This is a genomic window from Streptomyces sp. ATCC 21386 (assembly GCF_018728545.1).
GTDB lineage: Bacteria > Actinomycetota > Actinomycetes > Streptomycetales > Streptomycetaceae > Streptomyces.
On record NZ_JAAVVL010000001.1, the window covers coordinates 4,537,498 to 4,561,130 of the forward strand.

A 23,633-nucleotide genomic window follows, 5' to 3' on the forward strand; every position below is an offset into this window, starting at 1 on the left:
CGCGGCAGGGGCCCCTGGGCCGCGAGCGGGGCTCGCCTCTAACGCCGCAGCCAGGTCGGCTCGCCCGGCCCGCTGCGGCGTACCACCCATGCCTCGGTGATGTGGGTGAACATCGCCTCGGCCGCACCCTTGGGGTCGTGCGCGGCGATCCGCTCGTAGATGCGCCGGTGACCGTGGTTGGACGCGACGCAGAAGGCGCGGCCGGTTCGGCCCGTGTAACGGGCGGAGTTGATGACCTGCCGCTCCAGGGAACGGACCACGGCACGGCCGATGCGGTTCCCCGACGCCTGCATGACGGTGTCGTGGAAGGCCCGGTCCTCTTCGTGGTAGGAATCGGGGTCGTCGACGAGCTGGTCCATCCGTTCCACCAGTCCGCCCAGTTGGTCGATCACCTCGGCGTTCGCCAGGCGGGCGGCGACGTTGGCCATGTCGGACTCCAGCACGCGGCGGGTCGCGACGAGGTGGTCGAGGATGGCCAGGCTCTCGTCCTCGGCGATGGTCGCGCCGAGGACCAACTCGTCCAGCATGTTCCACATCGCCGGCGGGGTGACCATCGTGCCGGCGCCCTGGCGGACCTGCACCAGCCCCTTCTCCTGAAGGATCTTCACCGCCTCGCGCACCACGGTACGGCTCACCGAGAAGGTCGCGCAGAGCACGGGCTCGGGGGGCAGCGGCGAACCGGACGGATGGACTCCACTGACGATCCGCTCGACCAACTCGGCCGTGACGGCTGCGGCGAGATTCGCCGGGCGCCGGCTCCAGGCGGGGGCCTCGGAGGCCTCTGCGGATGACTGCGGTACTGCCGTCATGACACTCCCCGGGGGCCGTGCCGTACCACGGATGCTCGCCAACTATACGGCATCCCTGTTGACGTCATACGTCATACGAGTTACATACGTCATACGAGTTGCGTTCCTCCTCAACCTCAATTGCCGGACAGCCGGCCACCTCAGGAGAGCGGGGCAGCAATGAAGCAGCGAACACTGTGGTCGGCGATCCCGGTTGCCGGACTCGTCGTGCTGGCCGGCTGCGGAAGCGCCGCCGACCCGGATGCGGCGTCCGGTGGTTCGAAGGGCAAGCTCGTCGTCTGGGACTGGAAGTCCGGCGACGCCGCGGCGTCCACCTACATCAAGAAGGCCAAGGCCGACTTCGCCGAGCGACACCCCGGTGTGACGGTCGAGTTCGTCGCGCAGCCGTTCGACCAGTACTACACCCTGCTCGGTGCCGCCATCCAAGCCGGCAAGGGGCCGGACGTCATGCTCTTCAACGGCGGCGGGCAGATCCGTGACCGCGCGGACTCCCTACTGCCGTTGGACGAGTACGTCCGTGATGACAAGAAGCGGCTGGCCGGGTGGGAGGCCTTCACCAAGGACAGCAAGACCTACGCCGCTCCGGTGACCTTGCAGGGCCACCCGATCTACTACAACAAGTCGCTCTACCGGAAGGCAGGGCTCGACCCGGAGCAACCGGCCACCAGCTGGGACGAGTTCGTCGACAACTGCCGGACCATCACCGAGGCGACCGGTGCCAGGTGCTTCGCGCAGGGCAACAAGGAAGGCATCGGTATCCAGTTCTTCCTCTCCGGGCTCGGCTCGGGCGTCCTGTCGCCCACGGAGTACGACGACTGGATCGCCGGCGAACGAGACTGGTCCTCACCGGCGGTCAAGCGGGTCTTCTCGCTCTGGAAAGAGACCGACGACAAAGGCCTGAACAACGACGGGGCGAACTCGACGGCGATGTTCAACGACGCGTTCGCGGTGTTCGAGTCCGACAAGGCCGCCCACGTCATCGGGTTGATGTCGGACATCGGACACTGGAAGGACTTCGCCGAGTTCCTCGGCGCCGACGATGTCGGCGTCATGAAGTCGCCCATCGTCACGGCCGGCGCCACGCCGAGCCTTCCCTACGACGGCGGCATCGGCTACGCCGTCGCGAAGCGGACCAAGGACCCCGAGGCCGCCGCCGACCTGGTGCGTTCCCTGACCTCGACCGACGCACTGAAGTCGTTCCACGCCGACGCGGGCGCCATCGCGTCCGACCGTACCGTGGACGTCTCGGGCGCCGGCCCGGCCGTCGCCGCCATCGTGTCCGAGATCGACCGCGGCAAGCCCGCCCTGCACGTGGCCCTGCCGTCCAAGACCGTGGACCTGATGGGGCGGCTGTCCCAGCAACTGTTGAGCGGATCGGTCACGGTCGACGCGGCGGTCGAGCAGCTGGCGGCGTCCGACCAGGCGGGCTGAGGCCATGTCACCCATGGGTCCACCGGCCCGCGCCGCTCAAGCAGAGCGGACCGACGGGGCACGAGCAGGCGCGGCGGTGGGTGACCGCGGCCCCGCGCCGACATCCGCGCGAGTGCGCAGCGGCCGGCGCGCCGAACGCCTCGCCCCCTACGTCCTGGTCGCTCCCGCCGTCCTGATCATCGTGCTCCTCCGGCTCTGGCCCCTGGGACTGGGTGTCAACTTCTCCTTCACCGGCGACGGCGAACACAACGGCGCCACGGTGGGGCTCGGCAACTACGCCGAGCTCATCGACGACCCGCTGTTCCGCACCGCGCTGGGCAACGTCGGACTGCTGGTGCTGCTGCTGCCGGTCGCGGTCGCCGTCCCTGGACTGCTCGCCACCTTCATCTACCTGCGGGTGCCGGGACACCAGGTCTTCCGGAGCGTCTACTTCTTCCCGGCCGTGCTCTCACCGGTGATCGTCGGTGCGATCTTCAACCTGCTCCTGGCCTTCGACGGACCGCTGAACGCCGTGCTCGGCGGCTCGGGGCTCGGCCCGGTGGACTGGCTCGGCGATCCCGACGTAGCCATGTTCACCGTCGTCGGCGTGCACATCTGGGCGACATCGGGGATGGCGCTGGTGGTGTTCCTGGCCGGGTTCTCGACCCTGGACCCCGCGCTCCTGGACGCCGCCCGGGTCGACGGCGCCTCGCTCGCGCGGATGATCTGGCACGTCATCATCCCGGGTCTGTCCCGCACCATCCAGTTCGTCGTCGTCACCACGATGATCGGGATGCTGACCTCGATGTTCGGTCTGCTCTACGTCATGACCAGCGGTGGCCCGGAAGGGTCGACCTACCTGCCGGAGTACTACATCTGGGTCCAGCAGGGGCAGATGAGCCGCCCGGCGCTCGCGTCGGCCGCGTCCACCGTCCTCTTCCTCATCATGCTGGTCGTGGGCCTGCTGCAGGTCGGCCTGCTGCGCCGGGCGGGGAGGGAGGACTGATGTCCCGCCTGGGACCGAGCAGATGGCTGATCGCCGTGCCGATGGCGCTCCTCGCCCTGGCGACGGTCTACCCGCTGCTGTTCACCGCCAACGTCGCGATGAAGACCCGCCGGGAGTACATCCTCGACCGGTTCTCCCTGGCAGGCACTCTGCGGTGGGACAACCTCGGCGCGGCGTGGAACAGCGACGGCATGGGGCGGTACTTCCTCAACTCCGTGATCGTGGTGGCCTGCGCCGTGGCGCTGTTGCTGCTCTTCGGGTCCATGGCCGGGTTCGCGCTGGCCCGGGTGCGGTTCCGTGGCTCGTCCACGCTGACGCTGGTCTGCCTCGCGGCACTGTTCATCCCGTTCCAGGTCATCATGGTGCCCCTGGCCAGGATCATGGCCGACGGCGGTCTCATCGACACCTATCCGGGGCTGGTCCTCGCCTACGTCGCGCAGTTCCTGCCGTTCACCGTCTTCCTGATGACGAGCTACTACCGAGCGGTGCCCGCCGAACTCGTCGACGCCGCACGGATCGACGGCAACACCCTCTACGGCGTCTACCGGCGGATCATGCTGCCGATGGGTGCCCCGGCACTGCTGTCGGTGGGCATCCTCGACGCGCTGTTCTGCTGGAACGACGTGCTCATCTCGCTGCTGATGATGCCGTCGGCCGACCATCGCACCCTGATGGTGGGCATCACCGCACTGCGCGGCCAGTACTCCGCCGACATCCCCACCTTCGCAGCCGGCGTCCTGATCGCCGGGCTCCCCGTGTTGGTGACCTACCTGTTCCTGCAGCGCCAGATCGCCGACGGCGTGACGGCCGGCGCGACGAAGGGATGACGCATGCGCATCACCGGGTACAGAACCCTGACGACGGCACAGCGATGGGGCCGACCTGTCGGTGACGCCAACGGCGTCTACCCCGACGGCGTCGTGCCCGTGCCGGTCGTCATCGTCGAGACCGATGAGGGGATCACCGGAGTCGGCCTGGGACCGCACGTGGAAGCCGAGGCGATCTTCGCCGCCATCGACGGCCGGGACCCGCGTGCGGTGACCGCCCTCTACGACCGCATGCTGCGGCACACCTTCAAAGCCGGGCACGCCGGCGTGGTGTTCGGCACGATCGGCGCGTTCGACACGGCTTTGTGGGACATCAAGGCGCAGGCCTTGGGCGAGCCGCTGTGGCGGTTGCTCGGCGGCTACGACCGCGTGGTCCACGCCTACGCCTCCGGCCTGGACATCGGCCTCACCGACGACGAGCTCGTCGCCACCTACCAGGCCTATGCCGACCGCGGTCTGAGGGCGGCGAAGCTCAAGGGCGGCCTGGACATCGAGCGCGACCGGCACCGACTCTCGCTCGTACGCGAGGTACTGACCGAGGCCGCGCACGGGACCCGGCCAGGGCTCATGCTGGACGCGAACGAGTCCTGGAGCCGCAAGCAGGCGGTGCGCCACGTCGGTGAACTGGAACGCACACTCGACCTGACCTGGATCGAGGAGCCGGTCCGGCGCTGGGACGCCGACGGCCTGGCCGCCGTCAGCCGTGGCGTACGGACGGCGGTCGCCAGCGGGGAGAACCTGACCGGCCTCGAGCAGTTCCGCCCGCTGATCGCGGCGGGAGGCGTCGACATCGTCCAGACGGCCGCGGTCTGGGGAGTCACCCACTTCCTGCGTGTCGCCGCGCTGGCGCACGCCTACGACCTGCCGGTCAGCCCGATCGGCAACACGCCTGTCGCGCTGCTGCACGCCGCGACGTCGGTGCCCAACCATCTCGTCAGCGAACTGCAGGGCCTACAGCCGCCGATCGGCGTCGCGATGGACCTGCACGTCGAGGACGGCGCCTTCGTGCTCGGCGACACACCGGGCCTGGGCATCCGGATCGACGAAACGGTGATGACCGCGGCCGGTCAGCGAACGGCACACGCACCCGACGGACCGCACATACGGCCGGAGCGGGCCGGCCGACGACTGCTCGCGGTCACCCCTGGACCATGCCGATCCACCGCGGAAGGGACGTTCGACACCATGAGGCTGGAGGATCGATGAAAGCGGCTGTCCACCGCCGGGCCCGCGCCCTCGACGCCAACGCCAACGCCGTCGCACCGGGCCGCATCGCCGCCGACGACACCGAGGCGTCACGCGCGGACCCTCGGCGCGACCGGGCGCTCCAGGGCCGGATCATGGCCGGTCGCCGGAGACCCGCCGACGGTCTCGCCGGGGCCGCGTTGTTCCTCACCTCCCCGGCGTCGGACCACGTCGACGGAGTCGCTCTTCCCGTCGACGGCGGAGGGCTGGGGCGATTATGAGCCGCCGAGCATTACCAGCCGGTCACGCCCGCGTCGATGGCGCGTGTGAATCCGATGGTGGCGACGTGCGCGGCACCCGGGCGGTCCTGCCCGCGGCACCATGTACGGACTCGTGATGCGCGCCGGCCGAGTCGACGAGACGAGCCTGGTCGTCGCCGCACAGGCCGGCGATCCACGAGCGCTCGACGACCTGGCCGCGACGTACCTGCCGATGGTGTACGCGATCGTGCGCAGGGCACTGGGTGAGCTTGCGGACGTCGACGACGTGGTGCAGGAGACGATGCTGCGGGCACTTCCCGAGCTGCGCACGTTGCGCGCCCCGGAGTGCTTCCGGCCCTGGCTCGCCACGATCGCCACGCGACAGATCAGCACCCATCTGCACCGGCGGCGGACGGACGCCGAACGGACGGCCCCCCTCGACGAGATGACCGACCCGCCGGACGCCGACGCCGACGCCGAGAACCTGGCCCTGATCCACGTCGAGCTGTCCGGGCATCGCCGCAAGACCGTACGCGCCAGTCGATGGCTCGACCCGGGCGCCAGGAAGCTGCTGTCGCTGTGGTGGCTGGAGACCGCGGGCCGGCTGACGAGGGCGGAGCTCGCGGCGGAGCTGGGAACGAGCGTGGCTCACGCGGGTGTGCGCGTCCAGCGGATGCGGAACCAGCTGGAGTTGAGCCGGTCACTCGTCGCCGCGCTGGAAGCCAGCCCCCGGTGCCCACAGCTGACCGCCGCGCTGGAGGGCTGGGACGGCGTACCGAGCACGCTGTGGCGCAAGCGCATCACCCGGCACACCCGATCCTGCGCGGACTGCGCCCTGGCCGCTGACGAACTGGTACCCCTTGAGCGGCTGATCGTCGCCCTGGCTCTGCTCCCCGTCCCTCCGGCGCGGCAGACCACCGTGCCGGACGAACCCGCGCGCGCCGGGGCGACCGAGAATGCCGTCGTGCGGGGAGCCGAGTCGGCACCCAGGTCATCGCGTTCGGCGACGGCGCCATGCTTTTCGGCGCTACGGCGACTGCGACTGTTCAAGCCGATCGCCGATAACGAAAACTTCCTCGATATACACGCGCCCGTCACTCAAATTCGCCGCCTGGAAACGTTATGAGAGGAGGCCGTCAATAGTCCCGCTTCTCCTGTTGCTTGTACGACGGCTCAGGCGGGATATGTATCGATGATTCCCTCTTGAATAGGCCATGGCAATCTGTCAATCTTCTAGTCGTTCGACGCGTGACGTTCCCCATTCATGACCTGTGAAAGCGGAATCCGAAACCGATCTACGGATCGCGAGTCGCAGTTTCCGTACCAGGACATGGACCCCGACGCCGGCGGCAAAGATCCGGGCCGAGCCGGGGAGCAAGGCTTTCCAGGCGCCACGGCAGCGGCTTGACGCTGACATGCTCGCTGCGCGAGCGATCTGGGAGGGGGCCGGCGCGGAGAGGGCAAACTCCGCGCCGGCTCGGCCCCCGCCGAGTCCCGGCTGCCACAGGCGTCAACGGCTCCCGCACAGCGCAGACGTGACCACACCGCCGACCGGGAAGACACGACCATGCCCCGCACCCATCGCCGACGCTACCTCGCCCGGGCGCTCACCTGCGTCCTGACCGCGCTCAGTACGCTCGCGATCGTCGAACCCCAGAGCGCCTCTCCGGCCGCCGCCGACACCGCCCAGTTCCGTGGTGTCAACTGGGCCCGGCTCGGTGACAACTTCCACGATGGCCCGCTGGTCCTGCACGGGTTGAGCGGCTCCGACAGCTACCGGACGGTCGTGGCGAAGGCCAACGCCGTCTATGCCGGCTTCGAGAACAACCTCGGCGCCAACACCGTTCGACTCCCGATCAACACCTACACGGTCGGGACGAGTTGGTGGAGCGCGTACACAGGTGCGATAGACGCAGCGACCGCGAAGGGATTCAAGGTCGTCCTCTCCTACTGGGAGGACGGGGTGGCCGCCCGCGGTGGTCGCATCGTCAACCCGAGCGCCTTCGACACCATGTGGAACACCGTGCTCGCCCGGTACGGCAGCAACAACCTCGTCCACTTCGAGCCGATGAACGAACCGGCGGGGCACAGCGCCGGTGAGTGGGCGAACCTGGTGAGCAACTGGATCGGCAGCCACTCGGCGATCCCACGGAACCGCGTCTTCGTCAGCGGCGCCGGCCTGAACACCGACATCAAGTCCATGTGCGCCGACCGCCGCCTCGACGGGACGTTCCTGTCGCTGCACCACTACACGTTCTTCAGCGGTGCGAAGACCTACGACCAGTGGGTGGCGTATCTGCGGGACGCGATCGGCTCCTGCGCCGACCGCACTGTCGTCGACGAGTTCGGCGCGCCGATGGACACCGGGCTGAACTACCACGACGCCGGCAGCACGGACAACTTCGTGCGCTACTTCCGGGCCACCACCACGGTGCTCCGGGAACTGCGGATCGGCTCCGTCTACTGGCCCGGGCTGGGCGGAAAGATACGCGCCGGCCAGAGTGACGACTGGTATGCCATGCAGAAACTGCACGGCACCGGTACCGACCTCACGCTCAGCACCCCCAGCGCCAGCGGCCGCGAGCGCCTCCGGTACGGCTGGGGCCTGGACGGCGACGCCCCGGCCCCGACGAACTCGGTGCGCAACGTCGGCACCGGGCGCTGTCTGGACATCCCCGGCGGGACCACGGCGAACGTCCAGGTCCAGGTGGACACCTGCGCCGACACGGCCGGTCGGCAGTGGACCTTGACGCCCGGCGGACAGATCACCGCACCGGGGGGCCAGAAGTGCCTGGACGCGTACGGCAACGGGACGACGAACGGCACCGTCGTCGGCACGTGGGCGTGCAACGGCGGCGACAACCAGAGGTGGACGGTGGGCACTGACGGGACCATCCGCAGCGATCACTCCGGCCTCTGCCTCGACGTGAACACCACCACCTTCAAGGTGCAGCTGTGGGCGTGCTGGGGCGGCGACAACCAGAGATGGCAGATCCAGAACACTGACGCGCGACGCGACGCCCGACACGGCGGACACGGTGAACGGTGACCGTCTGCCGCGGCGCGCCCCGCGTACGGCCGTCGCCCTCCTCACCGGCGGATTGTCATCAGCCAAGTCAATGACCTGCTCCAGTCCGTGAAGGGAGTACGACATGTCCGAGGTGACACGCAGACGGTTCCTCGCCGCCGGGGCGGCGGCTGGAGCAGGGATCGTGCCGGGTGGGTGGACGGCCGTCGCCAGGGCCGGCACGGCCGCGCCGCCGGAGGTTCTGGCCGCCGACGGCCTCGCCCTGTGGTACGACAAGCCGGCCGGCACGGACTGGCTGCGGGCACTGCCGATCGGCAACGGACGCCTCGGCGCGATGGTGTTCGGCAACGTCGACACCGAACGGCTGCAGCTCAACGAGGACACCGTGTGGGCCGGCGGCCCGTACGACTCCGCCAACACCCGCGGCGCGGCCAACATCGCGGAGATCCGGCGGCGGGTCTTCGCGGATCAGTGGGGACCGGCGCAGGACCTGATCAATCAGGCGATGCTGGGCAGCCCGGCCGGACAGCTCGCCTACCAGCCGGTAGGAAACCTTCGGCTCTCCTTCGGCAGCGCCACCGGTGCGTCGCAGCACAACCGGACGCTCGACCTCACCACCGCCACGGCCACCACGACCTACGTGCTGAACGGCGTGCGGTACCAGCGTGAGGTTTTCGCCAGCGCACCCGACCAGCTGATCGTGACCCGGCTGACGGCCGACCGCGCCAACTCCCTGACCTTCACCGCCACCTTCGACAGCCCACAACGCACCACGGTGTCCAGCCCGGACGGGGCCACGATCGCCCTCGACGGCACCTCCGGCACCATGGAAGGCATCACCGGGCGGGTCCGATTCCTCGCCCTGGCCCATGCCGCCGTGACGGGCGGCACGGTCAGCAGCTCGGGCGGCACTCTGCGGGTCTCCGGCGCCACCAGCGTGACGGTGCTGGTGTCGATCGGCTCCAGCTACGTCGACTTCCGGAACGTCGGCGGCGACTACCAGGGGATCGCGCGGCGCCACCTCGACGCCGCCCGCAACGTCGGCGTCGACGAACTGCGCCGTCGGCATCTCGCCGACTACCAGGGGTTGTTCAACCGGGTGTCGATCGATCTGGGCCGCACGACGGCTGCCGACCAGCCGACCGACGTACGGATCGCACAGCACGCGCAGGTCAACGACCCGCAGTTCTCCGCCCTGTTGTTCCAGTTCGGCCGGTACCTGCTCATCTCGTCCTCGAGGCCGGGCACCCAGCCGGCGAACCTGCAGGGCATCTGGAACGACCAGATGGCTCCGTCCTGGGACTCGAAGTTCACCATCAACGCCAACCTGCCGATGAACTACTGGCCCGCCGACACGACGAACCTGTCCGAGTGCTTCCGCCCGGTCTTCGACATGATCGACGACCTGACGGTGACCGGCGCCCGGGTGGCCCAGGCGCAGTACGGCGCGGGCGGCTGGGTGACGCATCACAACACCGACGCGTGGCGGGGGGCCTCGGTCGTCGACGGAGCGCAGTGGGGGATGTGGCAGACCGGTGGCGCGTGGCTGGCCACCCTGATCTGGGACCACTACCTGTTCACCGGTGACATCGACTTCCTCCGCTCGAACTACCCGGCCCTGAAGGGTGCCGCCCAGTTCTTCCTCGACACGCTCGTCGCCCACCCGACGCTCGGACACCTGGTCACCAACCCGTCGAACTCTCCGGAGCTCCCTCACCACGCGAACGCCACCGTCTGCGCCGGGCCCACCATGGACAACCAGATCCTGCGCGACCTCTTCAACAGCGTCGCCCGCGCCGGTGAAGTCCTCGGCGTGGACGCCGCCTTCCGGGCTCAGGCGCTGGCGGCCCGGGACCGGCTGGCGCCGACGCGGGTCGGCTCCCGGGGCAATGTCCAGGAGTGGCTGGCCGACTGGGTGGAGACCGAGCGGACTCACCGGCACGTCTCCCACCTGTACGGTCTGCATCCGAGCAACCAGATCACCAAGCGCGGCACACCCCAGTTGCACGAGGCCGCGCGGCGGACGCTGGAGCTGCGCGGTGACGACGGGACGGGATGGTCGCTCGCATGGAAGATCAACTTCTGGGCCCGGTTGGAGGACGGCGGCAGGGCCCACAAGCTGATCCGGGATCTGGTGCGCACGGACCGGCTCGCGCCCAACATGTTCGACCTGCACCCGCCGTTCCAGATCGACGGCAACTTCGGCGCCACCTCGGGCATCGCGGAGATGCTGTTGCAGAGCCACAACGGCGAGCTCCACGTGCTGCCGGCGCTGCCGGCCGGCTGGCCGACCGGGCGGGTGAGCGGACTGCGCGGCCGCGGCGGACACACCGTCGGCGCCGAGTGGAGCAGCGACCGGATCGAGTGCGTCGTCACACCCGACCGCACCGGTGCCGTCCGGGTGCGCAGCCGGATCTTCGCCGGTGACTTCACGCTGAAGGATGATGCGAGCGGCGAGCCGGTCCAGCCGAAGCGGCTCGAGACCGATCTCATCGAGTTCACCGGCCAGGCCGGCCACACCTACCGCGCGTCCGCACGCAGGTCGGGGCCGGTGGAGACCGGCGTGGCCTATCGGCTGGTGGCCCAGCACAGCGGCAAGGCCGCCGACATCAGCGGTGCGTCCACGGCCGCCGGTGCGCGGCTGATCCAGTGGCAGATCACCGCCGGTCCCAACCAGCACTTCGAGTTCCTGCCCTCCGACGGCGGGCACCACAAGATCCGGGTCGGGCACAGTGGGCTGTTCCTGCAAGTCGCCGGCAGCGGCAGCGGCGCCGACGTCACCCAGCAGCCGGAGAACGACACCACCGGCCAGCAGTGGCGGACGGTCGACCACGGCGGTGGCGTGATCAGCGTGGTCAACCGGCAGAGCGGCCTCGCCCTGGACGTGTGGGAGAGCTCCACCACCGACGGAGCCCGCATCTCCCAGTGGGCGGCCACGGGCAGCACCAACCAGCGATTCCGACTCGACCGCGTCCAGCCCCAGGGCGAACCGCGGTCCCGCCGACCAGTCAGAGCCGTGTCACCGAGCAGCGAGGGAGTCGCATGATGTCGATCCACAGATGGTTGTTGGGGCGAGCGGTGTGGGCGGCCTTGCTCGTTCTGGCCATGGCCGGCGGGGCAGGAGTCAGCGTCGCGGCCGACACGCCGCCCACCGCCGGGGCCACCCTTGCGGGGACCCCCGGATGCGGACGTGCCCCCACACTGACCAACGGCACGCACACGATGCAGAGCGGCGGCAAGAGTCGCTCCTTCATCCTGAGCATCCCTGAGAACTACGACAACACCCGCCAATATCGACTGGTCTTCGGATTCCACTGGTTGGGTGGCACCGCCGGGCAGGTCGCCGGCGGCGGAAGCGACGGCGATGTCTACGCCCACTACGGCCTCCGGCGGCTGGCGAACAACAGTACGATCTTCGTTGCTCCGCAGGGCCTCAACAACGGCTGGGGCAACTCCGGCGGCGAGGACGTGACCTTCGTCGACGACATGATCAGGCGTATCGACAACGATCTCTGTGTCGACACCACGCAGCGCTTCGCCCTCGGCTTCAGCTACGGCGGAGCCATGAGCTACGCACTCGCATGTGCCAGGCCGAACGTCTTCCGCGCGGTCGCCGCGATAGCCGCGCCCGGAGGGATCAGCGGCTGCAGCGGTGGCACCCAGCCCTTCGCGTACATGGGAATCCACGGCATCAACGACAACATCGGCGCCGGTCGCGGGATGCGGGACAGGTTCGTCCGGAACAACGGCTGCACTCCCCAGAACCCGCCGGAGCCCGCGTCGGGCAGCCGCACCCACATCACCACCGCCTACTCGGGCTGCCGAGAGGGGTATCCGGTCGTCTGGGCCGCGTTCGACGGAGGTCACCAGCAGGGCCCCGTGGACGGGTGCGCCGGCTGTGAGAGCGGCGCCAGGAGCTGGGTCAAGGAAGAGGTCTGGAAATTCCTCACGGGTACTGACCCGAACCCGAATCCCCCGAACCCGACCACGTTCCGGCTCCGGAGCCAGTCCGCCGACCGATGCCTGGACGTCAGCGGTGCCAACTCGTCCAACGGTGCCCAGATGGTCGTCTGGGACTGCCACACCGGCACCAACCAGCAGTTCACCCAGACCGGACACACCCTGCGGGTGATGGGCAGATGCCTGGACGTGCCGAGCAACGCCGCCTCCGGTGCCCGAGTACGGATCTGGGACTGCACCGGCGGCGCGAACCAGCAGTGGAACGTGAACACCGACGGAACCGTCAGCAACGTCCAGACCGGACTCTGCCTGGACGTCAACGGCGGCAGCACCGCCAACGGCGCCGCGGTGATCGTGTGGAACTGCCACACCGGCGTCAACCAACGCTGGGCCCGAGGTTAAGCAGAAACGTGAAGGCGGCCGCAGTGGTCGCGGCCGCCTTCATCTCCAGCGGGCCCAGCGGGCTGCTACGGGCCGCTGAAGCGATGTTCCTCACAATCATCGACTCCGACGCGTGCCCCTGTAAAGTGAAGACCGCCTTTGACCTGCACAAAGCAGGCAGGGAGCCGTCTTCCAGGAGTTCAACATGCTGCGCACCATGTTCAAGTCCAAGATCCACCGCGCCACCGTCACCCAGGCCGACCTGCACTACGTCGGGTCCGTGACCATCGACGCCGAGCTGCTCGACGCCGCCGACCTGCTGCCGGGTGAGCTCGTGCACATCGTCGACATCACCAACGGCGCCCGGCTGGAGACGTACGTCATCGAGGGCGAGCGGGGCTCCGGCGTGATCGGGATCAACGGGGCCGCGGCCCATCTCGTCCATCCGGGGGATCTGGTGATCATCATCAGTTACGCTCAGGTCTCCGACGCCGAGGCCCGCGCCCTGGAGCCCAGGGTCGTGCACGTGGACCAGGACAACCGGATCGTGGCGCTGGGCTCGGACGCCTCCGAGCCGGTGCCGGGTTCGGACCAACGGCGCAGCCCGCAGGCCGTCACCGTCTGAGGCCCGGGGGCGACCACCGTCCGAGCCCTCGGGCGAGCGCCCGGCGTCCCCGATCCGCACGCGAGGAGTGCCATGAGCGACGTACAGATCCGTGACGACCGGGCGGCCGGCCGACTGGAGGCCTTCGCCGGAGACGAACTGGCCGGTCACATCCAGTACTTCGTCCTCGCTTCCCCGCAGGAGGCGCTCGTCCCGGTCCACACGATCGTCGAGTCCGCGTACGAGGGGCAGGGCATCGCGGGCTCGCTGGCCCGGGAGCTGTACGGCATCGCGGCCCGCGAGGGCGTCGTGGTCGCCCCCCTCTGCCCGTACGTCGTGAAGTGGGCCGAACGCCACCCCGAGGAGGCCCCGGCCGCCGATCCGGAGCTGCTGCGGGCCGCGAAGGACTGGCTGATCGCCCACCCCGAGGGCTTCTGAGGGGCACGTCGGCGGGGCGTGGTCACCGCTCTCCGCCGACGGGGTGACTGCCGGTGCGGACGACGGGTACCCGTGGCATCAGTCCATGGCCGACGTATCCCTGGCTGGAGGACGCGATGACGCATCCCGACCCGGACCCCGTGAAGCCCGGCCCCACCCCGGGCCCGGGCCCCGACCGCCCGGAACCCTTCCCGGAGCCCCCCTTCCCCGACCCCGTTCCCACCCCCGACCCCCGCCCCACCCCGGAACCGGACCCCATCCCCAACCCGCCGGGCCCGGACCCGGTCCCGGGGGAGCCCAGGCCGGGCCCGCTGTCGTAGCGGAGTGAGCGGAGCGGTGGACAGAACTGTGGCCCGGCGTGAACGTCTCACGCCGGGCCACAACAACGAGCGTCAGGGGCGCGGGGCTGTGACATGCGTGGCTCCGCCGCGCGGGCGCGACCAGCCACAGCCGACCCGCGGCCGCCAACCGGTCAGCACCCCCACCCGCTCGCGCGATCCTCGGTCAGCCGACCTCAGGCCTCGACCTCACCGCGGCCCTGCCCCCACAGCGTGTGGAACGACCCCTCCCGGTCGACCCTGCGGTACGTGTGCGCCCCGAAGTAGTCCCGCTGCCCCTGGGTGAGCGCCGCGGGCAGCCGTTCGGCGCGCAGCGCGTCGTAGTACGCCAGCGCCGCCGCGAACCCGGGCGTCGGCACGCCCTGCCGCGTCGCGGCGACCAGCACCTCGCGCCAGTCGTCCTGCGCCGCCTCGATCTCCTGGGCGAACGTCTCGTCGGAGAGCAGGCTCGGCAGGTCGGGCCGGGCGTCGTAGGCCGCGCGGATCCGGTCCAGGAACGCCGCCCGGATGATGCAGCCGCCACGCCAGATCGAGGCGACCTTGCCCAGGTCGATGTTCCAGTCGTACTCGTCACGCGCGGCGTCGATCTCGTGGAAGCCCTGGGTGTACGACACGATCTTGGAGGCGTACAGCGCCTGCTCGACCCGGTCGGCGAAGGCGCCGGCCTCGGCCGCGCTGAGCGGGGTGGCCTTGGGGCCGGCCAGCGAACGCGAGGCGTCGCGCAGCGCGGCGTGGCCCGACAGGGAGCGCGCGAAGACGGCCTCGGCGATACCGGACACCGGAACACCGAGGTCGAGCGCGATCTGGACGGTCCAGCGGCCGGTGCCCTTCTGCTCGGCCTGGTCGACGACCACGTCCACGAACGGCTTGCCGGTGGCCGCGTCCACGTGCGCCAGTACCTCGGCCGTGATCTCGATCAGGTACGAGTCGAGACGCCCGGTGTTCCAGGTGCGGAAGATCTCCGCGATCTGCGCGGGGGTGTAGCCGGCCACGTCGCGCAGCAGCTGGTACGCCTCACCGATCAGCTGCATGTCGGCGTACTCGATGCCGTTGTGCACCATCTTCACGAAGTGCCCGGCACCGTCGGGACCCACGTGCGTGACACAGGGCGCGCCGTCGGCGGCCTTCGCGGAGATCTTCTCCAGCATCGGGCCGAGGGAGTCGTACGACTCGACCGGGCCGCCGGGCATGATGCTCGGTCCGTTGAGCGCGCCCTCCTCGCCGCCGGAGATGCCGGCGCCGACGAAGTGGATGCCCTGCTCGCGCAGCGCGGCCTCACGGCGGCGGGTGTCGGCGAAGTGGGCGTTGCCGCCGTCGATGATCATGTCGCCGGGCTCCAGGAGCGGCGCGAACTCCTCGATCACCGCGTCCGTCGGGCCGCCCGCCTTCACCATGACGACCAAGCGCCGGGGGCGCTCCAGCGCCTGGACGAAGTCCTTGGCGGTCTCGGCCGCGATGAAGTCGCCCTCGTGCCCGTGCTCCTCGATCAGCGCGTGGGTCTTCGCCGCGGAGCGGTTGTGGACCGCGACCGTGTAGCCGTTGCGGGCGAAGTTGCGGGCGAGGTTGCTCCCCATGACCGCGAGGCCGGTGACGCCGATCTGGGCTGAAGTGCTCATACGGTTGGCTCCTATGGATCCTGATATCGGTGGTGCCGTTCCTGCCCGCCAGTATTGTCCTTCCGGCCATCCTGACGCGCACCGGCCCTGTCCGCACTGCGCGGCCTGCCGGGCTTGAGTACGCAGGAAGGGCCCTACCTGCCTCAATGGGGCGCGCAACCCGATGCATTGCGCGCCGTCCCTGGTCACTCGTGCGCCGGACGGGCGCACTTACGCGCCGGATCAGGTCGCTTACCCGCCACACACGGGACGGGAGCGGCTGAATTTTCGTCTTGTCCTGGCCGGTTCGCGGCGCTTACTTTTGCGGCTCACTGGATAGGCGAGGGGGATACTCCATGGCCGTACGCGGTCGGCACCGGCGGTACCAACCGAACAGGATCAACCGCGCCTCACTCACCGTCACGGCGGGCGGCGCGGGGATGGCACTCCCGCTGATGGGCACCGGCGTCGCGGAAGCGGCCGATGTCGAGACCTGGGACAAGGTCGCGGCATGTGAGTCCACCAACGACTGGAACATCAACACCGGCAACGGCTACTACGGCGGCCTGCAGTTCAGCCAGTCCACCTGGGAGGCCTTCGGCGGTACGGCGTACGCCGCCCGTGCGGACCTGGCCACCAAGGAACAGCAGATCGCGATCGCCGAGAAGGTCCTCGACGGCCAGGGCCCCGACGCCTGGCCCGTCTGCTCGCAGCGCGCGGGGCTCACCCGCGGCGGCGACGGGCCCACCCGCCAGATCGAGGACGTGAAGCCCCAGACCACGCCTCAGTCGCAGGCCGGCAAGGTCGAGATGTACACGGTGGTCCGTGGCGACACCCTCTCCGAGATCGCCGACTCCCAGGACGTCAGGGGCGGTTGGCGCAAGCTCTACGAGGCCAACCGCAGGACCATAGGGTCCGACCCGGACGTGATAATCCCTGGCCAGCGCCTGAGCCTGCACACGGCCGGCCAGAAGAAGGAACAGAAACAAGAACAGAAACAAGAACAGAAGCAGGAGAAGCAGCAGGAGAAGAAACAAGAAAAGAAACAAGAAAAGAAGAAGGAGCAGAAGCAACAGAAGCAGCAGGCGTCCGACAAGCGGCAGGAGTCGGCGTCCCTCGTCGCTCCCGTGAGCGCTTCCCTCGGCACCCCCTACCGCGCCTCTGGTTCCTCCTGGTCGAAGGGTTACCACACGGGCGTGGACTTCCCCGTGTCGACCGGCAGCACGGTGAAGTCCGTGGCCGCGGGGGAGGTGGTCACCTCGGGCTGGGGCGGCTCCTTCGGCTACCAGGTGGTGATCCGGCACGCCGACGGCCGGTACTCGCAGTACGCCCATCTGTCGGCTATCTCCGTGAAGGCCGGACAGAACGTGAGCGCCGGACAGCGCATAGGCCGGTCCGGTTCCACGGGCAACAGCTCGGGCCCGCATCTGCACTTCGAGGTGCGGACGGGGCCCGGCTTCGGCAGCGACATCGATCCGATCGCCTATCTACGGGCGGGAGGGGTTCGGATCTAGCGTGGTGCGGGAGGCCCGGTCCGGGCCTCCCGCTCAGGATTTCACGCGGTCGCGATGCCGGTCCAGGAGTGCCCTCGGCACGTACGGCCCGCCGTGGAAGGGCAGCGGCAGCAGGTTGCCGGGCAGGGCGTCGCCCTCGTGCTCCGGCTCGTACTCCGGCGTCCGCCCCAGGAACAGGGCCGGTACGACCACGGGACTGTCCAGGTCGATCCCGCCCTCGACCCTCTCCTGCGCCCCGAAGGTCTGGTGCGGCAGACCCGCGAGCAGCTTCTCGACGGTGAGCGACTGCGGGTCGACGCCGAGCGTCGCACGCCCGGAGATCGTCGCCGCCGGTTGCCCGACGGAAGGGACCGGCAGACGCTCGTCGTCCCGTTCCGTGTCCCGTTCCGTCCGCACCTCGTCGCCGAGGCGCTCGGTGGTCAGCAGGATCAGACCGCCCGCCGCGACGACACCGCAGCCCAGGGCGAGCAGGGTGCCGGTCGTGCCGTAGCGGAACGTCTCGCCGAACATCGTGATGCCGACCGCGGCCGCCACGACCGGGTTCACCACGGTCAGGGTGGCGAGCGGGGCCGCCAGGCCGCCGCCCCGGTAGGCGGCCTGGGACAGCAGCAGACCGGCCGTCGCGAAGACGCCGATGACCGCGAGGGTCGGCAGATCGGAGAGCGTGACGCCGTCCGTCCAGTCGACGGCGACCGTCTTGGTGAAGACCGAGGACATGCCGAACGCGACACCGGAGGCGACCGCGAGCAGGATGCTGCGGACCGCCGGATGCCGGTGCGCGGCGCGTGCCGCCACCATCAGCGCCGCCACCGCGCCCCCGCTGACCACGGCCACCAGGACCCGCTGGGCGTCGCCCAGGGACTGGACGTCTGCCGAGCCGACCAGGGAGAGCAGGCCCGCGAGACCCACCGTCGCCATGATCGCGCCCCGCCAGGCCGTCGCACCGGCCTGGCGGCCCACGAAGAGCGCCGCCATGGGCAGGGCGAACACGATGGTCAGCGCGCCGAGCGGCTGCACCAGGCTCAGCGGGCCGTAGGCGAGGGCCACCACGTGCAGCAGTCCGCCGAGACCGTTGAGGCCGACGGCGGCCCACCATCCCGGCCGGCGCAGCGGCGCGTAGGACTGGCCGGGCAGGGACACCGCGACGCGCTCCTGGACGATCGCCCCGCCCGCGTATGCCACGGCGGAGACGAACGACAGCAGTACGGACAACGCGAGGGCGCTCATGTGCGGCTCCTCAGCGAGGCGCGGGGGCTCCCGGCCCGGCGCGGCGAACGCTCGGCTTTCATAATGACCACGATGCCTCGGATGGGCGTCGGCGTCGTCGTACCTGAGCACTCAATGGGTCCTACTACCGTTGGAGTACGAGGGGCCTCCCGTCATCCCTCAGGGGGGCGACACGGGGTGCACTCCACCGGCTGGACGGGTACCCGGCCCCTGGTACTACTCGTCCTCGTGGATCACGACCCCGGCCTCGGCGCCCTCTCCTCCCTCGGCGGCTTCTTCGTACTACGCACGGGGCGACCACCGCACGACGGACCGCCGACGCTCGCGGAGGCCTACGCGGCACGGGATGCCGATGTGAAACAGGAGGTTTACGCGAATCCCGTAATTTTCCGTGTCCGGAAGGTCGCGCGCAGTCTCCGGGCGCCCGAGCTCCGCGTGGCCGCGTCCATCGCCCACCTCGGCTTCGCCGCCCGCCTGTGGTCGGTGGCCCTGGGGTCGGCCGCCCTGTACGGCAGCGTCCCCGACCTCGACCCCCGTCTCCTGCGCTGGGACGCCGACGCGAGCGCCCCCGACGAACTGTGGCTGGCCGAGGTGCGCGGCCTGCCCGCCGAGCGGATCGGCGAGGTCGTACGGGAGGCCCACCTGGTACCGCTGGCGGCGGCTCTCCGCGCTCAACTGCCGCTTTCCGAGCGGCTGCTGTGGGGGAACGCGGCCTCCGCGCTGATGGGCGCCGTGCGTCAGATCGACCGGTGGGCGGTCGACAACGGCCGCACGGACGTGGCGAGTCGGGCCCGGGCACTCGCCGCCGAGCTGTTCGCGCACCCCACTCTGGCCGGCGCGCTCGACCCGGCCACCCTGCGCCGCCGCAGCTGCTGCCTCTACTACCGGCTGCCCGGCGGCGGGCTGTGCGGCGACTGCTGCTTCGACCGGCCGCCCGGTACCGACGCCCGCCGCGGCCCTCGCTCCTGACACCGGGGCGTGCGCCCGCGCGAACATCGTGGTCTTCCCCAACTGCCCCTTCTGGGTGACCATGTGGGAACCAGCCGCTGAGACAGGGGGTTCCGGGTGCGAGTCGGCCTGCTGACCCGGGAGTATCCGCCCGACGTCTACGGCGGCGCGGGCGTCCATGTCGAGTTTCTCGCCCACGAGTTGAGATCTCTGGTCGATCTCGACGTGCACTGCTGGGGCGAGGGCGCCGCCGGTGGTGTGGTGCGCCACCGACCCTGGTCCGCGCTCGACGGCGCCAACGACGCGCTGCGCACCTTCTCCGTGGACCTCTCCGTCGCCGCCGGCCTCCAGGGCCGCGAACTGGTCCACTCCCACACCTGGTACGCCAACCTGGCCGGCCACCTCGGCAAACTGCTGCACGGTGTCCCGCACGTGATGACCGCCCACTCGCTGGAACCGCTGCGTCCCTGGAAGGCCGAGCAACTCGGCGGCGGTTACGCCCTGTCCAGCTGGGCCGAGCGCACCGCGATCGAGTCCGCCGACGCGGTGATCGCCGTCTCCGGCGCCATGCGCGACGACATCCTCGGCTGTTACCCCGCCCTGGACCCGGCGCGGCTCCACGTCGTGCACAACGGCATCGACACCTCGCTCTACCGGCCGGACCACGCCACGGACGTCCTCGACCGCCTCGGCGTCGACCCCGGCCGCCCGTACGTCCTGTTCGTCGGCCGCATCACCCGGCAGAAGGGCGTGCCCCACCTGCTGCGCGCCGTGCGGGACATCGATCCTGCCGCGCAGGTGGTGCTCTGCGCGGGCGCCCCCGACACCCCGGAGATCGACCAGGAGTTCCGCGACCTCTTCGCGGAACTGAGCCGCGTGCGCAAGGGCCTGTTCTGGATACCGCAGATGCTGCCCCGCCCGGACGTGATCCAGCTTCTCACCCATGCGGCGGTGTTCGTCTGCCCGTCGGTGTACGAGCCGCTCGGTATTGTCAACCTTGAGGCCATGGCCTGCGGCACGGCCGTGGTGGCCTCGCGGGTCGGAGGTATACCGGAAGTGGTGGAGCACGGTGTCACGGGCCTCCTCGTACCGACCGAGGAAGACTTCGGACACGGACTGGCCCGGGCCCTGGACTCGGTGCTCGCCGACCCCGCGACGGCCGCCCGGATGGGCGAGGCCGGCCGGGAGCGTGCGGTGCGGGAGTTCGGCTGGGATGCGGTGGCCCGGCGGACCGTCCGGCTGTACGAGAAAGTCCTCGAACAGGGGTAGTCACAGAGCAGTCAGGATCAGCGTTCGGCACGACCGGGCGTAGAGGGGCGGCGGCATGCGGCGCGGTGGACCTTCGGTGCTGGGAATCGTACTGGCGGGCGGTGAGGGCAAGAGGCTGATGCCCCTCACGGCCGACCGCGCGAAACCAGCGGTGACCTTCGGCGGTACGTACCGCCTGGTGGACTTCGTCCTGTCCAATCTCGTCAACGCGGACATCCTGCGCATCTGCGTGCTCACGCAGTACAAGTCGCACTCGCTGGACCGGCACATCACCACGACCTGGCGGATGTCGAGCCTGCTGGGCAACTACGTCACCCCGGTCCCGGCCCAGCAGCGGCTCGGCCCGCGCTGGTACCTGGGCAGCGCCGACGCCCTCCTGCAGTCCCTGAACCTGGTCCACGACGAACAGCCCGAGTACGTGGCCGTGTTCGGCGCCGACCACGTGTACCGCATGGACCCCCGCCAGATGCTGGCGCAGCACATCGAGGGCGGCGCGGGTGTGACGGTGGCCGGTATCCGGGTGCCGCGCGGGGAGTCGTCCTCCTTCGGAGTGATCACGCCCGGCTCCGACGGCCGGACCGTCGAACGCTTCCTGGAGAAGCCGTCCGACCCCCCGGGCCTGGTCGACGACCCCGAATGCGTGTTCGCCTCGATGGGCAACTACATCTTCACCACCAAGGCCCTGGTGGAGGCGCTCCAGCGGGACGCGGAGGACGAGGACTCCGTCCATGACATGGGCGGCTCGATCCTCCCCCAGCTCACCGAGCGGGGGGAGGCCCAGCTGTACGACTTCAGCGCCAACCACGTGCCGGGCGAGACCACCCGTGACCAGGGCTACTGGCGGGACGTCGGCACCCTCGACGCCTACTACGACGCCCATATGGACCTCATCGCCGAGCGGCCCGCCTTCAACCTCTTCAACCGCAGCTGGCCCATCTACACCAGCTCCGGCCAGCTCTCCCCGGCCCGTTTCAACGCGGGCGGGATGGCGAGTGAGTCGATCATCAGCGCGGGCTGTCTGATCCGCGGCCAGGTCACGCGCTCTGTGCTCTCCCCGGGGGTCGTCGTGGACCCGGGAGCGGTCGTGCAGGGCTCGGTCCTGCACGACAACGTCCACATCGGGCGGGGCGCGGTCGTCCGGGGCGCCGTGCTCGACAAGAACGTCCAGGTGCCTCCGGGGGCCACCATCGGAGTCAACCCCGAACGGGACGCCGAGCTGTACACCGTCTCCGGGGGCGGCGTGATCGCGTTGGGCAAGGGGCAGCAGGTCTCCTAGTCGGGGCGTCTAGCCCTTCAGGGTGACCGCAGTGCACACAGATGTCCCATGGGTCCCGCCTTTTCTCGGAGGCGGGACTTAACCTGTTGTTAACTGTGCGTAGCTTGATCGTACTTGACCGTAATCGGGCAGCAGCGATTGACTACCGACTCACCCGTCGTCGACGCGAGGCAAGCCATTGACTTCTGACCTGCTCGCCCCCCTCGACCTTGCGTTCTGGAACATCGAGTCCGCCGAACACCCCATGCACCTGGCCGCCCTCGGCGTCTTCACGGCGAACTCGCCCACCGCGGGCGCCCACGCCGCCGAACTGCTCGCCACGCGCGCCGCCGCGGTGCCCGCCCTGCGGATGCGGATCCGGGACGTGTGGTTCCCCGACGTCCGGCTGCCCCTGGCGTTCGGCGGCGCGACCCGGGAGCCCGTCGCCGACTTCGAGCCCTTCGACCACGTACGGCTGCACGCTCCGACCGTCGACTTCCACACGGTGGCCGGACGGCTGATGGAGCGCCCGCTGGAGCGCGGCCGGCCGCCCTGGGAGGCGCATGTGCTGCCGGGGGAGGACGGCACCTCCTTCGCCGTGCTCTTCAAGTTCCACCACGCCCTCGCCGACGGACTGCGCGCGCTGACGCTCGCCGCCGCCGTCATGGACCCCATCGACATGCCCGCGCCCCGGCCGCGCCCCGCGGAGCCTCCCCGCGGCCTGCTCGACGTGCGCAAACTCCCCGACCTGGTCAGGGGTACCCTCTCCGACCTCGGGCGCGCCCTCGACATCGGCGCCTCGGTCGCCCGCACGACGCTCGACGCGAGCCTCGGCGCCCGGTCCCCGGCCGCGCTGACCTCCGGGGCGAGCGGCACCCGCCGTACCGCCGGGGTCCTCGTGGACCTCGACGACGTGCACCGGATCCGCAAGACCGTCGGCGGCACCGTCAACGACGTCCTCATCGCCGTGGTGGCGGGCGCGCTGCGCCGGTGGCTGGACGAGCGGGGGGACGGCAGCGAAGGGGTCGCGCCGCGGGCGCTGATCCCGGTCTCCAAGCGCCGGCCGCGCACGGCGCACCCGCAGGGCAACCGGCTCTCCGGGTACCTGATGAAACTGCCGGTGGACGATCCGGACCCGCTGCGCCGGCTGCGTACGGTGCGTGCGGCGATGGACCGGAACAAGGAGGCGGGGCCCAACCGGGGCGCGGGCGCGGTGGCCCTGCTCGCCGACCACGTGCTGCCGCTCGGCCACCGGCTCGGAGGGCCGCTGGTCAGTCAGGCCGCGCGCCTCTGGTTCGACATCCTCGTCACCAGCGTCCCGCTGCCGAGCCTCGGCCTCCGGCTCGGCGGCTGTCCGCTGGCCGAGATCTACCCCCTCGCTCCGCTGGCCCACGGACAGTCCCTCGCCGTGGCGGTCTCCACGTACCGGGGGAGCGTCCACTACGGGCTGGTCGCCGACGGGGAGGCCGTCCCGGACCTGGAGCGACTGTCCGCGGCGGTCACACGGGAGGTGCGGGAGCTGTTGGTGGCGTGTGAGGTGTGACGTGGCCTGAAAGACCACGGCCCTGCCGGCCTGAAA

19 protein-coding genes are annotated in these 23,633 nt (G+C 70.1%); 16 read left to right on the plus strand and 3 right to left on the minus strand.

The features are described from left to right. Positions 1-38 precede the first annotated feature (38 nt). Complete coding sequence (locus tag GWK25_RS19375) at positions 39-809, minus strand: FadR/GntR family transcriptional regulator (protein ID WP_215451812.1); 771 nt, start codon at positions 807-809, stop codon at positions 39-41. A 159-nt stretch (positions 810-968) separates the two neighbouring features. On the opposite strand from GWK25_RS19375, the gene GWK25_RS19380 reads away from it, so the two are divergent. From GWK25_RS19380 to GWK25_RS19430, 11 genes are all read left to right on the plus strand, one after another. Beyond that, on the plus strand, positions 969-2,240 hold the full coding sequence (locus GWK25_RS19380) for an ABC transporter substrate-binding protein (RefSeq protein WP_215451813.1): 1,272 nt from the start codon (positions 969-971) through the stop codon (positions 2,238-2,240). A 13-nt stretch (positions 2,241-2,253) separates the two neighbouring features. Further along, on the plus strand, positions 2,254-3,225 hold the full coding sequence (locus GWK25_RS19385; protein WP_374200623.1) for a carbohydrate ABC transporter permease: 972 nt from the start codon (positions 2,254-2,256) through the stop codon (positions 3,223-3,225). Then, positions 3,225-4,052 (plus strand): carbohydrate ABC transporter permease, encoded by an 828-nt coding sequence (locus GWK25_RS19390; RefSeq protein WP_215451814.1) that lies wholly within the window; start codon positions 3,225-3,227, stop codon positions 4,050-4,052. The genes GWK25_RS19385 and GWK25_RS19390 overlap by 1 nt, the downstream gene beginning before the upstream one ends. Before the next feature lie 3 nt (positions 4,053-4,055). Then, positions 4,056-5,258, plus strand: a complete 1,203-nt coding sequence (locus tag GWK25_RS19395) for a mandelate racemase/muconate lactonizing enzyme family protein (RefSeq protein ID WP_215451815.1) — start codon at positions 4,056-4,058, stop codon at positions 5,256-5,258. Further along, positions 5,255-5,518: an SDR family oxidoreductase gene (locus GWK25_RS19400; RefSeq protein ID WP_251828930.1), complete on the plus strand. Its 264-nt coding sequence runs from the start codon at positions 5,255-5,257 to the stop codon at positions 5,516-5,518. The genes GWK25_RS19395 and GWK25_RS19400 overlap by 4 nt, the downstream gene beginning before the upstream one ends. Positions 5,519-5,633: 115 nt before the next feature. Then, entirely contained in the window at positions 5,634-6,623 is a 990-nt protein-coding gene (locus GWK25_RS19405) for an RNA polymerase sigma factor (protein WP_251828931.1), read from the plus strand. Between the two features lie 441 nt (positions 6,624-7,064). Next, positions 7,065-8,546 (plus strand): ricin-type beta-trefoil lectin domain protein, encoded by a 1,482-nt coding sequence (locus GWK25_RS19410; protein WP_215451817.1) that lies wholly within the window; start codon positions 7,065-7,067, stop codon positions 8,544-8,546. Positions 8,547-8,649: 103 nt separating this feature from the next. Next, positions 8,650-11,571 carry a glycoside hydrolase N-terminal domain-containing protein gene (locus GWK25_RS19415; protein ID WP_215451818.1) on the plus strand — a complete coding sequence of 974 codons (2,922 nt, stop codon included), beginning with the start codon at positions 8,650-8,652 and terminating at the stop codon, positions 11,569-11,571. Next, on the plus strand, positions 11,568-12,887 hold the full coding sequence (locus GWK25_RS19420) for an RICIN domain-containing protein (protein ID WP_374200624.1): 1,320 nt from the start codon (positions 11,568-11,570) through the stop codon (positions 12,885-12,887). Before GWK25_RS19415 ends, GWK25_RS19420 begins: the two co-directional genes overlap by 4 nt. Before the next feature lie 184 nt (positions 12,888-13,071). Next, positions 13,072-13,491 (plus strand): aspartate 1-decarboxylase, encoded by a 420-nt coding sequence (panD, locus tag GWK25_RS19425; protein ID WP_184902292.1) that lies wholly within the window; start codon positions 13,072-13,074, stop codon positions 13,489-13,491. 72 nt (positions 13,492-13,563) lie between these two features. Then, positions 13,564-13,908: a GNAT family N-acetyltransferase gene (locus GWK25_RS19430; RefSeq protein WP_215451819.1), complete on the plus strand. Its 345-nt coding sequence runs from the start codon at positions 13,564-13,566 to the stop codon at positions 13,906-13,908. Between the two features lie 514 nt (positions 13,909-14,422). Here GWK25_RS19430 and gndA read toward each other — a convergent pair. Then, positions 14,423-15,862 (minus strand): NADP-dependent phosphogluconate dehydrogenase, encoded by a 1,440-nt coding sequence (gene gndA / locus GWK25_RS19435; protein WP_215451820.1) that lies wholly within the window; start codon positions 15,860-15,862, stop codon positions 14,423-14,425. Between the two features lie 335 nt (positions 15,863-16,197). Here gndA and GWK25_RS19440 point away from each other — a divergent pair, with 335 nt between their 5' ends. Next, positions 16,198-17,355: a transglycosylase family protein gene (locus GWK25_RS19440; RefSeq protein WP_215451821.1), complete on the plus strand. Its 1,158-nt coding sequence runs from the start codon at positions 16,198-16,200 to the stop codon at positions 17,353-17,355. Positions 17,356-17,388: 33 nt separating this feature from the next. Here GWK25_RS19440 and GWK25_RS19445 read toward each other — a convergent pair whose 3' ends face one another. Next, positions 17,389-18,582 (minus strand): DMT family transporter, encoded by a 1,194-nt coding sequence (locus tag GWK25_RS19445; protein ID WP_215451822.1) that lies wholly within the window; start codon positions 18,580-18,582, stop codon positions 17,389-17,391. Positions 18,583-18,810: 228 nt separating this feature from the next. Here GWK25_RS19445 and GWK25_RS19450 point away from each other — a divergent pair, with 228 nt between their 5' ends. The 4 genes from GWK25_RS19450 to GWK25_RS19465 all read left to right on the plus strand — a co-directional run bounded on the left by GWK25_RS19450 (position 18,811) and on the right by GWK25_RS19465 (position 23,597). Beyond that, positions 18,811-19,551, plus strand: coding sequence for a (2Fe-2S)-binding protein (locus GWK25_RS19450; RefSeq protein WP_215451823.1), 741 nt, complete (start codon positions 18,811-18,813; stop codon positions 19,549-19,551). A 96-nt stretch (positions 19,552-19,647) separates the two neighbouring features. Then, positions 19,648-20,799, plus strand: coding sequence for a glycogen synthase (gene glgA, locus GWK25_RS19455; protein ID WP_215451824.1), 1,152 nt, complete (start codon positions 19,648-19,650; stop codon positions 20,797-20,799). A 55-nt stretch (positions 20,800-20,854) separates the two neighbouring features. Beyond that, the gene (glgC, locus tag GWK25_RS19460; RefSeq protein WP_215451825.1) at positions 20,855-22,075 is read left to right on the plus strand and encodes a glucose-1-phosphate adenylyltransferase; all 1,221 of its coding nucleotides are present in this window, start codon (positions 20,855-20,857) and stop codon (positions 22,073-22,075) included. A 178-nt stretch (positions 22,076-22,253) separates the two neighbouring features. Next, complete coding sequence (locus tag GWK25_RS19465; RefSeq protein ID WP_215451826.1) at positions 22,254-23,597, plus strand: wax ester/triacylglycerol synthase family O-acyltransferase; 1,344 nt, start codon at positions 22,254-22,256, stop codon at positions 23,595-23,597. Positions 23,598-23,633 lie beyond the last annotated feature (36 nt).